This window comes from Microcella alkaliphila, assembly GCF_002355395.1.
GTDB classification, from domain to species: domain Bacteria; phylum Actinomycetota; class Actinomycetes; order Actinomycetales; family Microbacteriaceae; genus Microcella; species Microcella alkaliphila_A.
Window position 1 is genome coordinate 762,324 of the sequence record NZ_AP017315.1, and the last position, 13,590, is coordinate 775,913.

Sequence of the window (13,590 nt, forward strand, 5' to 3'; positions counted from 1 at the left end):
CATGGCACGACCGAGTAAGGCCGATCACATTCTTGACGCACTCGAGGATGAGCTTCTAAGCGCTGGGCCCGAAACGCCGAGTTTGGAGGCCGTGGCGGCTCGCGCTGACGTCACCAAGGGCGGGGTGCTCTATCACTTCCCCACGAAGGACGCGATGCTCGAAGCCTTACTTCGGCGGTGGGCGACACGGGCCGACGAAGAGTTCGAGGCGGTGGCATCGGTGGAAGGGGTGACGGCCGCGTGGCTGTCCGTCGCGACTCCAGCGCCCACCCCCCAGGGAAGTCGGGATCTCCAAGTAGCGAGGTCGCTCGCGGCACTCTTGCGCGCGGGCGCGACATCAGCGCTAACCGACGTCGTGCACGAACTTGCGGAACGGTGGCGAGCTCGGCTGGCCGCGGAGGTGAAGGACCCGGTTCACGCTGAGATCATTCGGCTCGTCGGCGATGGCATCTACTACGCCAACCTTGTGGGGGCCCCGCCACCGGACCCCGAGCTGCTGGATCGCGTTCGCGAGACGCTCCTGGGGCTCGCGCAGGAGGACATCTAGTGCCCCGCTCGCGCCGCCGTGGCGCGGGTCGACCCTTGCCCCTGAGGGTCGGGCGGGCTTTTCCTCTCGAAGCCTCCGACCTCGCCGCGCTCGATCGCGGCGGCGTCGCGCTGGTACATCGCTGCATGCTCGCGCAGCTCCGGCCTGGCGAGCCGTTCGGCTGCCTCATGCGAATAGAGGGCAAGCTCGCGTAGACCGTCCGCTGCGTACGCGAGCACGTCGTTGACTTCCGCGTCGCATCCGTACGAGTCGATGATTGTCTGGATGCGCGGGCGGACATCGTTTCCCTGTGGCGCATCAGCGGGCGGCTCGGCCGTCAGTGGCACGGTGCGGGTCGCGAAATAGGCGAGGTCGCGGATGCGTGGTCCGGGCGAGCACATATCCCAGTCGATAACGCCGACGAGGGCGTGGTCGGTGTCGAACACCAGATTGTGGGGCGCAAAGTCGTTGTGGCAGATGACCTCAGCGGGTTCGCGGCTTGGCTGCTGCCACGTGCGACTGTCGCTGGGGAAGGACGCGCTCGCATCGTGGATGCGACGCAGGAGTCGCGCTCCACTGGTGAGCACATCCTCATCCCAGACCCATGCCGGAAGGGGGTACTGAGGCACAATGCCCTCGATGAAGCTGAGCCGTTCCCGCTCTCCGCCACTTCTCGCCTCGATGCCGAGAGGTCGGGGGATGCCGTGTATGTCGGCCGCATGCAGATGAGCGAGCAATGCGTGCACGCTCGACGTCCAGGGCCCCGCGACCCTCAGCACGGTGTCATTCTCGCGCTCGACCGCATTCATGTTCCCGCCCTCGAGTCGCTCGCCCATGGCGCCAGGTTATGCGCTCCTCCCGACCCCTACGTCGGGGGAAGTAAGTACCCGTCCTGCGTAGGTGCCGCGCACGGCACGTGCCGACAGAGGCACATTTGCGGAATGGACATTCTTCTTCTCGTGGTTCATCCGGTGCGGTGGCGCATCGTGGAGATCTTGGCGAGCGGCGAGCACACCGCCGGGCAGATCACCGCCGATCTCACCCACCGGCAGCGTATTGGCCGGGAGGCGGTGTCGAAGCACCTGACGAAGCTCACCAGGGCCGGCCTGATTACCGTTCGTCCGGACGAGAACTTCCGCATCTATCGGCTCAGCCCGCGGGTAATCGGTGCGCTGGCCGGGCTCGTCGAACACCTCATGACGTTGCGGGACGCGACCGAGTACGACGACATCGAGCTCGACGGTAGTGAGCGAGACATCGGCTACGAGCGTGACCCGCACTGGCGCGAGAGCGACCCGGATCACTGCTGGTGTATACGGAAGACTCTCAATCTGGTCTAGACGTCGACTAGCACGGCATTTATGTATACATTAGGAGAGTGGCCCAGGAGACCGGTACGGCGGCGGATCGCGCCTACGCGACTCTTCGCGCCGCCATCATCGAGGGTGAGCTCGCTCCCGGCAGCTCCCTCGCCGAGGTCGACCAGGCCACGCGCCTCGGCATGAGCCGCACGCCCGTGCGCGAAGCGTTTGCCCGGCTCATCGACGACGGACTCGCTACTGAGCGCGGCCCGCGCACCCTCGTCGTGAGCAGCATTGACGCCGACGACGTCACCGCGCTCTTCGACCTGCGCCGCGCCCTCGATGAGCAAGCTGCCCGCCTCGCCGCGTGCCGCGCCAGCCCCGACCAGCGCGAGCGGTTCCGCACCCTCGCCGAGCGCTTCGACATCGTCACCGCGGCGTCCCTCGCCGACGACGACGCCGGACGTCACGGCTACTACGCCCTCGTCGCCGAATTCGACGACTCCATCGATCACGCGCTCGGCCGCAGCCCCCACCTCGCCGCCGCCCTCGAGCGGGTGCGCACCCACCTCGCGCGCGTGCGCCGCCTCGCGCACGACGACGACGCTCGACTCGTCGCATCCGCCTCAGAACACGGTGCCATCGCCTCCGCGATCGCCGACGGCGATGCGGAGCGGGCCGCCCACGCGACGCACCTGCACCTGCACAACGCGCTCACGAGCATCCACGCCCACCTCGCCCAGAGCGAGAACGCCGACCGACGAACACGGGAGACCCCATGACCACCACGCACACCGTGCGCACGTACAAGAGCAGCGAACCCCTCGCCGCCCCCAAGCAGCTGGCCGGCAAGCTTGCTGCCCTCGCCGCCGAACAGGACCGCCCGCTCGACGACGCGGCCGTCGACATGGTAATCAACCGCGTCATCGACAACGCCGCCGTCGCCACCGCAAGCCTCGGCCGCGCGCCCGTCGTCAGCGCACGCGGGCAGGCCGAAAACCACCCGTACACGCCCGGCGCGACCGTGTTCGGGCTCGCGCCCAGCCAACGCGTCAGCCCCGAGTGGGCCGCCTGGGCGAACGGCGTCGCCGTGCGCGAACTCGACTACCACGACACCTTCCTCGCCGCCGACTACTCGCACCCGGGCGACAACATCCCTCCGATCCTCGCCGTCGCCCAGCACGTCGGCGCCACCGGCGAGCAGCTGCTCAAAGGCCTCCTGACCGGCTACGAGATCCAGATCGACCTGGTCAAAGCCATCTGCCTGCACGAGCACAAGATCGACCACGTCGCGCACCTCGGGCCCAGCGCCGCTGCCGGCATCGGCACGCTGCTGCGGCTGCCGGCCGAGACGATCTTCCAGGCCATCGGCCAGGCTCTGCACACCACGACAGCCACGCGCCAGTCGCGCAAGGGCGAAATCTCGACCTGGAAGGCGCACGCCCCCGCCTTCGCCGGCAAGATGGCCGTCGAAGCGGTCGACCGGGCCCTGCGCGGCCAAACCAGCCCCAGCCCCATCTACGAAGGCGAAGACGGCTTCATCGCCTGGCTGCTCTCCGGCCCGAGCGCCCGCTACGAGGTGCCCCTGCCCGACAGCGGCGAACCGCTCACCGGCATTCTCGACAGCTACACGAAGGAGCACTCGGCCGAGTACCAGGCCCAGGCGTGGATCGATCTCGCCCGCCGCCTCGGCACCGAGCGCCCCGAACTGCGCGACCCGGCCAACATCGCGAAAATCGTGCTGCACACCAGCCACCACACGCACTACGTCATCGGCTCGGGCGCGAACGACCCGCAGAAGTACGACCCGACCGCGAGCCGCGAGACGCTCGACCACTCGATTCCGTACATCGTCGCCGTCGCGCTGCAAGACGGTCGCTGGCACCACGTCGACTCGTACGCCCCCGAGCGCGCCGGCCGCCCCGACACCGTCGAGCTGTGGCACACGATCACCACGGTCGAAGACGCTGAGTGGACCCGCCGCTACCACTCCCTCGACCTCGCCGAGAAGGCCTTCGGTGGCCGCATCGAGATCGAGCTGACCGACGGCTCGACAGTCGTCGACGAGATCGCCGTCGCCGACGCCCACCCGCTCGGTGCCCGCCCGTTCGGCCGCGCCGAGTACGAGAACAAGCTGCGCACCCTCGCCGACGGCGTGCTCGCCGACGAGGAGGTCGACCGCTTCCTGACGCTCGCCGCACGCTTGCCCGAGCTCACCCCCGATGAGCTCACCGGCCTGACGGTCACGCCGATCGAGCCTGTTCCCGCCGCCCCGAAGGGACTCTTCTGATGCTGTCCACGACGACGACCCCGACAGACCGTCGCACGGCATTCCGCGAGGGGCTGCGAAGCGACCGCCTGCAGGTCTTTCCCGGCGCGTTCACGCCGCTGAGCATCCGCCTGATTCAGGAGAAGGGCTTCGACGGCGCCTACATTTCGGGCGCCGTCATGGCGGCCGAGCTGGGCTTGCCCGACATCGGGCTGACCACGCTCACCGAGGTCGCCCAGCGCGCGCACCAGATCAGCCGCATGAGCGACCTGCCGACCCTCGTCGACGCCGACACCGGCTTCGGTGAGCCGATGAACGTCGCCCGCACGGTGCACGAGCTCGAAGATGCCGGCGTTGCGGGCCTGCACCTCGAAGATCAGGTCAACCCGAAGCGTTGCGGGCATCTCGACGGCAAGGCGGTCGTGGATGCGGACACCGCGATCAAGAGGATTCGCGCGGCCGTCGACGCCCGCCGCGACCCCGAGCTCGTCATCATGGCCCGCACCGACATCCGCGGTGTCGATGGGCTCGATGCGGCGATCGACCGCGCAAAGGCCCTGGTCGACGCGGGGGCCGACGCGATCTTCCCCGAAGCGATGGCGACCCTCGACGAGTTCGCTGCCGTGCGGGCGGCCGTCGACGTGCCGATCCTCGCCAACATGACCGAGTTCGGCAAGAGCGCGCTGTTCACGCACGCGCAGTTGGCCGACGTCGGCGTCAACATGGTCATCCACCCCGTGTCGCTCTTGCGCGTCGCGTTCGGCGCGATCGAGCGCGCGCTCGACACGCTTCACGCCGACGGCACCCTCGACGCGGAGGTCGCGGGCATGCAGACTCGAGGCAGGCTCTACGAGCTGCTCGACTACGAGGCGTACAACGCCTTCGACGCGGGCATCTTCACCTATAGCGGCCGCTGACCGCCACACCGAGAGCGACCCCGAGCAAAGGAGCACGGCATGAGCGACACGAACGCACCCGAGATCAAGAAGGGCCTCGCCGGCGTCGTCGTCGACGAGACCGCGATCAGCAAGGTCAACCCCGAAACCAATTCGCTGCTGTATCGCGGGTACCCCGTGCAGCAGTTGGCGGCGCAGTGCACGTTCGAGGAGGCCGCCTACCTGCTGTGGCACGGTGAACTGCCCACCGACCAGCAGCTGGCCGAGTTCGAGGACCACGAGCGGGCAAACCGCCACCTCGACCGGGTCGTGAAGGACGCGATCGACGCGCTCCCGCTGACCGCGCATCCCATGGATGTCGTGCGCACCGCGATCAGCGTGCTCGGCGCGCTCGACGAGACGCTCTCGAGCGACCGCACCTGGATCGAGCCCGGCTTCACGCTGCAGCGATCGATGCGGATGTTCGCGAAACTTCCGGCGATCGTCGCGTACGCGCAGCGTCGCCGCCGCCACGAGCACCCGGTCGAGCCGCGCGACGACCTCGGGTACTCGGCGAACTTCTTGCACATGGTCTTCGGCGAGGTGCCCGAGAAGGTCGTCGTCGACGCGTTCGACACGTCGATGACGCTGTACGCCGAGCACTCGTTCAACGCGTCGACGTTCACAGCGCGGGTCATCACCTCGACGCTGAGCGACGTCTACTCGGCCGTGACCGGAGCGATCGGCGCGCTCAAGGGCCCGCTGCACGGCGGTGCGAACGAGGCCGTCATGCACGTGTTCGCCGAGATCGGCTCGGCCGACCGGGCCGAGGCGTGGCTTGACCAGGCGCTCGCCGAGAAGCGCAAGATCATGGGCTTCGGCCACCGGGTCTACAAGAACGGCGACTCGCGCGTGCCGACCATGAAGGCGTCGCTCGAGACGCTGGTCGCGCACTACGACCGGGCCGACATGATCGAGCTGTACGACGCGCTCGAGCAGGCGATGGATGCGCGCAAGGGCATCAAGCCGAACCTCGACTACCCGTCGGGCCCGGCCTACCACCTGATGGGTTTCGACACTGAGGTGTTCACGCCGCTATTCGTCGCGGCTCGCGTGCCGGGCTGGACGGCCCACGTCATGGAGCAGTTGAGCGCCAACGCGCTGATCCGCCCGCTGAGCGTCTACACGGGGCCCGATCAGCGCGACGTCCCAGCCGGCTGAAAGCCGTATGGGTGAAGATGGGGGAATGACTGACGCGATTCCTACACCGCACCTGACCCTCAAGGACGGCAACCGCATCCCGCAGTTGGGTCTCGGCGTCTTCCTCGTCGAACCCGACGAGGCCGAGCGCATCGTCTCGGACGCCTTCGAGGTCGGCTACCGGCACATCGACACCGCGCGCATCTACAAGAACGAGGAGGGCGTCGGCCGCGCCATCGCCTCCTCCGGCCTGTCGCGCGACGAGCTCTACATCACCACGAAGCTGTGGAACAGCGACCAGGGCGCCGACACCGCCCGCCCCGCGCTGGAGGCGAGCCTTGAGCGCCTCGGCCTCGACTACGTCGACCTGTACCTCATCCACTGGCCGGCGCCGAAGTACGGCAAGCACGTCGAGTCGTGGAACGCGCTGATCGAACTGAAGGAGGCCGGCCTCGTCAAGTCGATCGGTGTGTCGAACTTCATGCAGTCCCACCTCGAAGACATTGACAAGGCGACCGGCGTTGTGCCCGTTGTGAACCAGATCGAGCTGCACCCCGCGTTCCAGCAGCGCGAGCTACGGTCGTTCCAAGAGCCGCGCGGCACGCTCACCGAGGCGTGGGGCCCGCTCGGCCAGGGCAAGTACGAGCTCGCCGAGCTGCCCGGCCTCGCGGAGATCGCCGAGCGCCACGGCAAGAGCGTGCAGCAGGTCGCCATTCGCTGGCACATTCAGGAGGGCATCATCGTCTTCCCGAAGACCACGAAGCGCGAGCGCATGATCGAGAACGCCGACGTGTTCGACTTCGAGCTCTCGGCCGACGAGATGGCCGTCATCGCCGCCGCCGACAAAGACCTCCGCGTCGGCGCGCACCCCGAGACCACCGACTTCTAGGTCGGAACAGGGCAGCAAGGACGGACAGTCGCGCTAGAGGGAAACCTCGGTGCGGCTGCCCGTCGGCGTTGCGGCGAGCAGCGGTCCGCCCGCGGGCGACTCAAGCCCGGCGAACTCGCTCTCGAGGGCGTCGCGCCCCTCGCTGAAGTGCGTCCACTGGTCGACGTGCAGGCCCACCACTCGGCGCGCGCCGAGCACCAGGGCGGCGGCGCGGGCGTCCGCCGCGGTCAGCGTCAGCGGGGCGTCGATTGCGGGGATGCGGGCCGCTCCCGCGAACAGCACCGCAGCATCCACCTGCCCGTATCGGTCGACGATCGCCTCGACGACCGCCACTTCCGAGTTGTCGCCAGAAATATACACGGTCGGATGCCCGGGTGCGGTCAGCAGGAAACCGCACACCGGTCCCAGCCGCTCGGCGAACGCGGCCGGCCCGTGTTGCGCGGGGACGGCGACAAGCGCCGCCCCGGCGGGTGCGCGGTCGGCGACCTCGGCGCCCACTGCCGCCGCATCGTCCAGGGCGAGCGCCGCGTGGTCGGCGAGCCCCACCACTTGGGCCGCGCCGCCGCGCACCGTGAGGTCGTCGGCTCCGGCGGGCGTCGTGACGACCAACGGCAGGGTGAGCGAGAACGCGCGCGGGGGAGTCTTCACTCATGACGCGAGCGTACGTCCGGCCGCTGAGTCGCGCCCTACCGCGCCTGGCGCTTGGACGAGATGACGCCGGTGTCGAACCCCATGAGGTGCAGCCCGCCGTGGAACCGCGCGTGCTCGACCTTGATGCAGCGGTCCATGACGACGGTGAGGCCCTTCGACTCGCCGTAGCGGGCCGCCTCCTCGTTCCAGATGCCGAGTTGCACCCAGACGGTGGGCGCGCCGACGGCGATCGCGTCGTCCATGACGGAGGGGATATCGCTGGCGCGGCGGAACACGTCGACGATGTCGGGCACCTCGGGCAACGACTGCAGGTCGGGGTAGGCCGGCTGCCCCAGGATCTCTGTCGCGTTCGGGTTCACGAAGTACACCCGGTAGGGGCTCGACTGCTTCAGGTATGTGCCAACGAAGTACGACGAGCGGGCCGGGTTGGGCGAGGCTCCGACGATCGCGACGCTCGTCGCCTTCCGCAGAATCGCCAGACGCTCCTTGGCCGACGGGCCGACCCAGGTGCGCTGCGACTTCCACAGCTTCGCCAGCGGTGAGTCGGCGGGCAGGTCGCACGTCAGGCCGTTGGCGAGGGTGACCGTCTCGGTCGCCTCCGCCGTCGCGGTCGGGATGCTCGTCTCACTCATGGATCGCCCCTTACGCCGTCGCGGCGCTCAACGCCTGGTCGAGGTCGTAGATGATGTCGTCGACGTCTTCGATACCGACCGACAACCGCACGAGGCCCGGCCCGATTCCCGAGTCGGCCAGCTGCTGCTCGGTGAGCTGCGCGTGCGTCGTCGAGGCCGGGTGAATGATCAGCGTTTTCGCGTCGCCGATGTTCGCCAGGTGGCTCGCCAGTTGCACGTTCTCGATCAACTTCTCGCCAACCTCACGTCCACCCTTCACGTCGAACGAGAACACCGAGCTGGGGCCCGCCGGCGTGTACTTCGCGGCGCGGTCGAAGTGGCGATGCGACGGGAGGCCGGCCCAGCGGACCGTCTCGACCCGAGCATCCTGTTCGAGCCATTCGGCGACCGTGCGGGCGTTGTCGACGTGCGCCTGCATCCGATACGGCAGCGTTTCGACGCCCTGCGCGAGCAGGAAGGCGGAGTGCGGGGCGAGCGACGGCCCGATGTCGCGCAACTGCTCGGCGCGCAGCCGCGTGAGGAAGGCGTACTCGCCGAAGTTGCCGTACCAGGTGAGGCCGCCGTAGTGCGACACAGTCTCTTCGAACAGCGGGAAGTTGTGGTTCGACCAGTCGAAGCGACCCGACTCGACGACGACGCCGCCGAGGGTCGTGCCGTGGCCGCCCAAGAACTTCGTGGCCGAGTGGGTGACCACGTCGGCGCCCCACTCGATCGGGCGGCACAGGTACGGGGTCGCGATCGTCGAGTCGACGATGAACGGAATCTCGTGCGCCCGCGCGACGTCGGCCAGCGCCTCGAGGTCGGCGATGTCACCCGACGGGTTCGCGATCGTCTCGGCGAAGAGCACCTTCGTGCGACCCGGGATGATCGCGGCCGCGTAGTCGTCGGCCTGGTCGCTCGCGACGAAGGTCGTCTCGACGCCGAAGCGGCGAAGTGTCACATCGAGCTGCGTGATTGACCCGCCGTACAGGTTCGACGACGCGACGACGTGGTCGCCGGCGCCGACGAGCGAGGCGAAGGTGATGAACTGCGCGCTCAGTCCGCTCGCCGTGGCGACGGCGCCGAGTCCGCCTTCGAGGCTCGCGATGCGCTCCTCGAAGCTCGCAACGGTCGGGTTCGCAAGGCGCGAGTAGATGTTGCCGTACTTCTGCAGGGCGAAGCGGGCGGCGGCATCCTGCGCGTCGTCGAACACGAACGCGCTCGACTGGTAGATCGGCAGGGCGCGGGCGCCCGTCGCCGAGTCGGGAACGTTGCCCGCGTGCAGGGCACGCGTGCGGAAACCGTAATCGCGGTCGGCCATCTCGCCACCGTATCCGAGCGACGCGACGTGCCCCGCGCATCCCCGTCACATTTCGTAAGCGCCCGCGGCCTCCGTGCCGCGGCTCACACCCCTGACGCCCGCGACAGGGCGACCCCTGCGTGACGTTTCTCAGGAGTTCAGCTGCTCGCGACCGATGCTTCCCGCGGGTTTTCCGGCAGGCCGTGCCTCTACTCCTGAGAAACGTCACGCAGGTCGCGAGCTGCGGCCGACGGCACGGGGTGCTGCGGCCAGTCCCGCGGCTCGGCCGTGCGGGTGAGGCGGGGGATGCGCGAATCACTCCACAGGCGGAGGCACGCCTCGCCGCGCACCCCTAGCGTTGAGGCCATGACCGAGTCGACACTCGCCGCCCCCACTCCCCGCCTGAAGCGGGCCGCCGCCCCCGACGTCGCCCGAGGGCTCGTGCTCATCGGCATCGCGTTGGCGAACGTGCCGTTCTTCCTGTTCGGCACCGAGCTCGGCATCGCGCTGAAGCCGGTGTCGGATGACGCGACCGACCAGTGGACGAACGTCTTCGTCGCGATGCTGTTCGACAATCGCAGCTACCCGCTCTTCGCTCTGCTGTTCGGCTACGGCATGACGCAGCTGATGACCCGCGAGTACACCCGTGGGGCGAGCTGGGAGGACACGCGTCGTCTGCTGATTCGCCGCAACCTGTGGCTGATCGCCTTCGGCGCCGCACACGGCGTGCTGCTGTTCTTCGGCGACATTCTCGGCCCCTACGGTCTGCTCGGCCTCGCCCTCGTGCTGCTCATCCGGGCCTCGGGCAAGGTGCTCGCGATCGTCGGCTGGATCTGTTTCGGGATGCTCGTGCTGATTGGCGCGCTCGAGGGCTTGAGCGGGCTGTTCGGCATGGTCGACGGTGGCATGACGACGGGGGCCCCGTTCGGCTCGGCCGCGGCCGACACGTTTGGCATCGCCGTGCTCTTGCGCGCCGGCGAGTGGTTCGTGCAGATGGTCGGCATGCCGGTCGGCGGTATCGGCCTGCTCGCGCCGATGATCCTCGGCATGTGGCTCGCGCGTCGCCGCGTGCTCGAAGACCCGACCCCGCACCTGCGTCGCCTCGGGCTTGCCGCCGGGATCGGCATCAGTGTCTCGCTGCTGGGCGCCGTGCCGCTCGCTCTCGCGCTGCTCGGCATCGTTGAGTACGGCATCTTCGTCGAACCGCTCGTGACCATGCTGCACGCGGGTACCGGAGCCCTGGGAGCGGTCGGCTACGTGGCCCTCATCGCGATCCTCGCCGGGCGCCGCGAAACACCCGGCCCGATCAGCCGCATCTTCGCGGCCCTCGGCCAGCGCTCGCTGAGCGGTTACCTCACCCAGTCGCTCGTGTTCGTCATCGTCTTCGCGCCGTACACGCTCGGGCTCGGCGACCAGCTCGGTATCGCCGAGGCCAGCCAGATCGCTGTCATCACCTGGCTCGGCACGCTGATCGCGGCGAACGTGCTTGCGGCTGTCGACAAGCCCGGCCCCGCCGAATGGGCGCTGCGGAAGCTCGTCTACCGTCCCCGGCGCCGCGCTACACCCAGCTCGGAAGCCAATACCGCCAGCTGAGCTGGTCGAGCGGTAGCGGCAGGCCCATCCACACCGGCAGGAAGAACACGCTCACGACGACGACGAGCGCGCCGATGACGAGCAACGCAACCCGCCCGCCTCGGCGCAGGATGCCGTCGGCCACCATGGCCAGCCCGATCACGAGGAAGGGCACGAGCACGATCGTGTAGAAGAAGAACGTGGTGCGCTCGGGGTAGAGCAGCCACGGCAGCCAGCCGGCCGCGACCCCGGTGAGCACGACGGTGGCGGGGAGCGCGCCGCCGGAGAAGATGCGCAGCCGCGACCACGCGCATCCTGCCGCGATGATCAGAAGCGCCGCCCACGCGAGCCACCAGATCAGCGGGTTCGGAAGCCCCGTGATGCCGACCGCGACGCCCTCCGTGACCTCGTCGTAGTGCATGTAGGTGGGGCGCACGAGCAACGGCCAGAGGGCGGCGGGCGCCTCGTAGGCGTGCGGCGTCGACTCGCCGACGTGGTAGCCGTACACCTCCTGCTGGTAGCGCCACAGCGCGGCGAGAGCGTTCGTACCGTAGTCGCGGCCCCAGCCGCCCGAGGTGGCGAACCAGCCGGTCCAGGTTGCGACGTAGGCGAGCAGAGCGGCCGGCACGGTGAGCAGGAACGACGCGGGCCCCTGCAGCAGTACCCCGCCCGAGAACCAGAACGGCACACCCGCGCGTCGCCGGTCGACCGCGTCGAGCACGACGCTCATGAGTGCGAACGCCGCGAACAGATACAGGGCGCTCCACTTGATGGAGGCCGCCAATCCGAACGTCGCCCCGAACGCGATGAGCCACGGGCGGCGCCACAGCACCGGCCCCCAATCGTCGCGGACGCGACGCGACGGGGGATGCTCGTCGCCTGGATGCGCATACGCTGCGATGCGGGGTGCAAGCCGCCTCCCGTACTGCCCGCGGTCGAGCGTCCAGAAGATGACGGCGCCGACGACGGTGAGCGCGAGGAAGCCGTCGAGCAGCGCGACGCGGCTCATGACGATCGCGGAGCCATCGATGGCGATGAGTCCGCCCGCGACCATGCTGAGGGTGAAGTTCTTCGTGAGCAGGTGGGCGAGCAGCATCACCAGCCCGACGAGCGCGATGCCGGCGATGGCGGCCGACAGGCGCCAGCCGACCGGGTTGCCCGTGCCGAACGCGGCGAGGCCGAGGGCGATCAGCCACTTGCCGAGCGGGGGGTGGGCGACGAACGCGCCCTCCACGGCCGGGCGGGTGAGCTCGCCCGACTCGAAGCGCGGGTTCGGGTCGTCGGGCCAGCGACCCTCGTAGCCGTACGCGAGCAGCGACGCGGCGTCTTTCACGTAGTACGTCTCGTCGAAGACGAGGGTCTCGGGGGTGTCGAGTCCGATGAGCCGGGCAGCCGCGGCCACGCCGATGATCGCGGCGGGGACGCCGATGCGCACGGCCCGCGGCAGTCTCGTCGCCGACCGGGTGCCTGAAACGGTCGGCGTCTGCACGGTCACGCGCTCATGCTAACCGCGGGTTTCCCGCGATGCGCTTCGCCGCGGCCGCGCCCCGGCGGCAGCCTCGCGTGCCAGAGTGGAGCCGTGATCGTGCTCGCCGCCACCCCCATCGGCAACCTCGGCGACGCCAGCCGCCGCCTCCTCGAGGTGCTCGAGGCGGCGCCGATTGTCGCCGCCGAAGACACACGCACCGCCGCGCACCTCCTGCGCGCCCTCGGGGTCGAGAACCGCCCGAAGCTCGTCGCGCTGCACGAGCATAACGAGCGCGCGGCATCCGCCGACCTCGTTGAGGCGGCGCGTGACGCCGACCTCGTGGTGCTGACCGACGCCGGGATGCCCGGCATCAGTGACCCCGGATACGTCCTCGTCGAGGCGGCCATCGCCGCGGGTGTCGACGTGACCGCGATCCCCGGACCGAGCGCGGTGCTCACCGCCCTCGTGCTGAGTGGGCTGCCCACCGACCGCTTCGCCTTCGACGGGTTCGTTCCCCGCAAGGGCCGGGTCGCGTGGGCGCGGGGGTTGGCGACCGAGCAGCGCACCATCGTGGTGTTCGAGGCACCGCACCGCATCGGCGCCTCGCTCGCCGACCTCGCTCTGGGTTTCGGGTCGGAGCGCCGCGCCGCCGTCTGCCGCGAGCTGACGAAGAAGTTCGAGGAGGTCGCGCGCGGCACTCTCGGCGAGTTGGCCGAGCGTTTTGCCGACGGCGCCCGGGGCGAGCTCGTCGTCGTCATCGAGGGATCGCCCGCGCTCGCCGCCGACCTGCCGAGCGCGGTCGTCGAGGTGTTGGCCCGAGCCTCGGCGGGGGAGCGCCTGAAGGCTGCGGCCGCCGATGTCGGAGCCGCAACGGGCCTCGGCACGCGCGAGCTCTACGAAGCGGCGCTCGCCGCCCGGCGGGGGTAGG

15 protein-coding genes are annotated in these 13,590 nt (G+C 69.4%); 9 read left to right on the top strand and 6 right to left on the bottom strand.

From position 1 onward, the window contains the following. Position 1 precedes the first annotated feature (1 nt). Positions 2-547 carry a TetR/AcrR family transcriptional regulator gene (locus CPY97_RS03700; protein ID WP_096420846.1) on the top strand — a complete coding sequence of 182 codons (546 nt, stop codon included), beginning with the start codon at positions 2-4 and terminating at the stop codon, positions 545-547. Here CPY97_RS03700 and CPY97_RS03705 read toward each other — a convergent pair. After that, positions 544-1,362 carry an aminoglycoside phosphotransferase family protein gene (locus CPY97_RS03705; protein ID WP_096420847.1) on the bottom strand — a complete coding sequence of 273 codons (819 nt, stop codon included), beginning with the start codon at positions 1,360-1,362 and terminating at the stop codon, positions 544-546. The two genes, CPY97_RS03700 and CPY97_RS03705, sit on opposite strands and share 4 nt — an antisense overlap. A gap of 105 nt (positions 1,363-1,467) precedes the next feature. On the opposite strand from CPY97_RS03705, the gene CPY97_RS13390 reads away from it, so the two are divergent. Genes CPY97_RS13390 through CPY97_RS03735 form a run of 6 tightly spaced genes read left to right on the top strand, consistent with a single transcriptional unit; the run spans position 1,468 to position 7,060 of the window. Beyond that, positions 1,468-1,866, top strand: coding sequence for an ArsR/SmtB family transcription factor (locus tag CPY97_RS13390; protein ID WP_161494059.1), 399 nt, complete (start codon positions 1,468-1,470; stop codon positions 1,864-1,866). A gap of 38 nt (positions 1,867-1,904) precedes the next feature. Continuing rightward, on the top strand, positions 1,905-2,609 hold the full coding sequence (locus CPY97_RS03715) for a GntR family transcriptional regulator (protein WP_096420849.1): 705 nt from the start codon (positions 1,905-1,907) through the stop codon (positions 2,607-2,609). After that, positions 2,606-4,117: an MmgE/PrpD family protein gene (locus CPY97_RS03720; protein WP_096420850.1), complete on the top strand. Its 1,512-nt coding sequence runs from the start codon at positions 2,606-2,608 to the stop codon at positions 4,115-4,117. The genes CPY97_RS03715 and CPY97_RS03720 overlap by 4 nt, the downstream gene beginning before the upstream one ends. Further along, a complete protein-coding gene (gene prpB / locus CPY97_RS03725) occupies positions 4,117-5,013 on the top strand; it encodes a methylisocitrate lyase (protein ID WP_096420851.1) in 897 nt (298 codons plus the stop codon). Before CPY97_RS03720 ends, prpB begins: the two co-directional genes overlap by 1 nt. 39 nt (positions 5,014-5,052) lie before the next feature. Beyond that, positions 5,053-6,192 carry a bifunctional 2-methylcitrate synthase/citrate synthase gene (locus CPY97_RS03730; protein ID WP_096420852.1) on the top strand — a complete coding sequence of 380 codons (1,140 nt, stop codon included), beginning with the start codon at positions 5,053-5,055 and terminating at the stop codon, positions 6,190-6,192. Positions 6,193-6,217: 25 nt separating this feature from the next. After that, positions 6,218-7,060 carry an aldo/keto reductase gene (locus CPY97_RS03735; protein ID WP_173826861.1) on the top strand — a complete coding sequence of 281 codons (843 nt, stop codon included), beginning with the start codon at positions 6,218-6,220 and terminating at the stop codon, positions 7,058-7,060. A 33-nt stretch (positions 7,061-7,093) separates the two neighbouring features. On the opposite strand, the gene CPY97_RS03740 is transcribed toward CPY97_RS03735, so the two are convergent. The 4 genes from CPY97_RS03740 to CPY97_RS13395 all read right to left on the bottom strand — a co-directional run bounded on the left by CPY97_RS03740 (position 7,094) and on the right by CPY97_RS13395 (position 9,990). Beyond that, positions 7,094-7,708: an MBL fold metallo-hydrolase gene (locus CPY97_RS03740; protein WP_096420853.1), complete on the bottom strand. Its 615-nt coding sequence runs from the start codon at positions 7,706-7,708 to the stop codon at positions 7,094-7,096. Between the two features lie 38 nt (positions 7,709-7,746). Further along, positions 7,747-8,343, bottom strand: coding sequence for a CoA-binding protein (locus CPY97_RS03745; protein WP_096420854.1), 597 nt, complete (start codon positions 8,341-8,343; stop codon positions 7,747-7,749). Between the two features lie 10 nt (positions 8,344-8,353). Further along, positions 8,354-9,643: an O-acetylhomoserine aminocarboxypropyltransferase/cysteine synthase family protein gene (locus CPY97_RS03750; RefSeq protein WP_096420855.1), complete on the bottom strand. Its 1,290-nt coding sequence runs from the start codon at positions 9,641-9,643 to the stop codon at positions 8,354-8,356. A 188-nt stretch (positions 9,644-9,831) separates the two neighbouring features. Further along, positions 9,832-9,990: a hypothetical protein gene (locus tag CPY97_RS13395; RefSeq protein WP_161494060.1), complete on the bottom strand. Its 159-nt coding sequence runs from the start codon at positions 9,988-9,990 to the stop codon at positions 9,832-9,834. Here CPY97_RS13395 and CPY97_RS03755 point away from each other — a divergent pair. After that, positions 9,989-11,215: a DUF418 domain-containing protein gene (locus CPY97_RS03755; protein ID WP_150129177.1), complete on the top strand. Its 1,227-nt coding sequence runs from the start codon at positions 9,989-9,991 to the stop codon at positions 11,213-11,215. The genes CPY97_RS13395 and CPY97_RS03755 overlap by 2 nt on opposite strands. Here the strand turns inward: CPY97_RS03755 and CPY97_RS03760 are convergent. After that, a complete protein-coding gene (locus tag CPY97_RS03760) occupies positions 11,181-12,689 on the bottom strand; it encodes a dolichyl-phosphate-mannose--protein mannosyltransferase (RefSeq protein ID WP_096420857.1) in 1,509 nt (502 codons plus the stop codon). The two genes, CPY97_RS03755 and CPY97_RS03760, sit on opposite strands and share 35 nt — an antisense overlap. A gap of 84 nt (positions 12,690-12,773) precedes the next feature. On the opposite strand from CPY97_RS03760, the gene rsmI reads away from it, so the two are divergent. Then, entirely contained in the window at positions 12,774-13,589 is an 816-nt protein-coding gene (gene rsmI, locus CPY97_RS03765) for a 16S rRNA (cytidine(1402)-2'-O)-methyltransferase (protein WP_096420858.1), read from the top strand. The last annotated feature ends 1 nt before the right edge of the window (position 13,590 follow it).

What these genes read in the sequence shown, in the direction of transcription:
- CPY97_RS03700 (WP_096420846.1), top strand. Translation starts at nt 2, where the DNA reads ATGGCACGACCGAGTAAGGCCGATCACATTCTTGACGCACTCGAGGAT.
- CPY97_RS03705 (WP_096420847.1), bottom strand. Translation starts at nt 1,362, where the DNA reads ATGGGCGAGCGACTCGAGGGCGGGAACATGAATGCGGTCGAGCGCGAG.
- CPY97_RS13390 (WP_161494059.1), top strand. Translation starts at nt 1,468, where the DNA reads ATGGACATTCTTCTTCTCGTGGTTCATCCGGTGCGGTGGCGCATCGTG.
- CPY97_RS03720 (WP_096420850.1), top strand. Translation starts at nt 2,606, where the DNA reads ATGACCACCACGCACACCGTGCGCACGTACAAGAGCAGCGAACCCCTC.
- prpB (WP_096420851.1), top strand. Translation starts at nt 4,117, where the DNA reads ATGCTGTCCACGACGACGACCCCGACAGACCGTCGCACGGCATTCCGC.
- CPY97_RS03730 (WP_096420852.1), top strand. Translation starts at nt 5,053, where the DNA reads ATGAGCGACACGAACGCACCCGAGATCAAGAAGGGCCTCGCCGGCGTC.
- CPY97_RS03735 (WP_173826861.1), top strand. Translation starts at nt 6,218, where the DNA reads ATGACTGACGCGATTCCTACACCGCACCTGACCCTCAAGGACGGCAAC.
- CPY97_RS03745 (WP_096420854.1), bottom strand. Translation starts at nt 8,343, where the DNA reads ATGAGTGAGACGAGCATCCCGACCGCGACGGCGGAGGCGACCGAGACG.
- CPY97_RS03750 (WP_096420855.1), bottom strand. Translation starts at nt 9,643, where the DNA reads ATGGCCGACCGCGATTACGGTTTCCGCACGCGTGCCCTGCACGCGGGC.
- CPY97_RS03755 (WP_150129177.1), top strand. Translation starts at nt 9,989, where the DNA reads ATGACCGAGTCGACACTCGCCGCCCCCACTCCCCGCCTGAAGCGGGCC.
- CPY97_RS13395 (WP_161494060.1), bottom strand. Translation starts at nt 9,990, where the DNA reads ATGGCCTCAACGCTAGGGGTGCGCGGCGAGGCGTGCCTCCGCCTGTGG.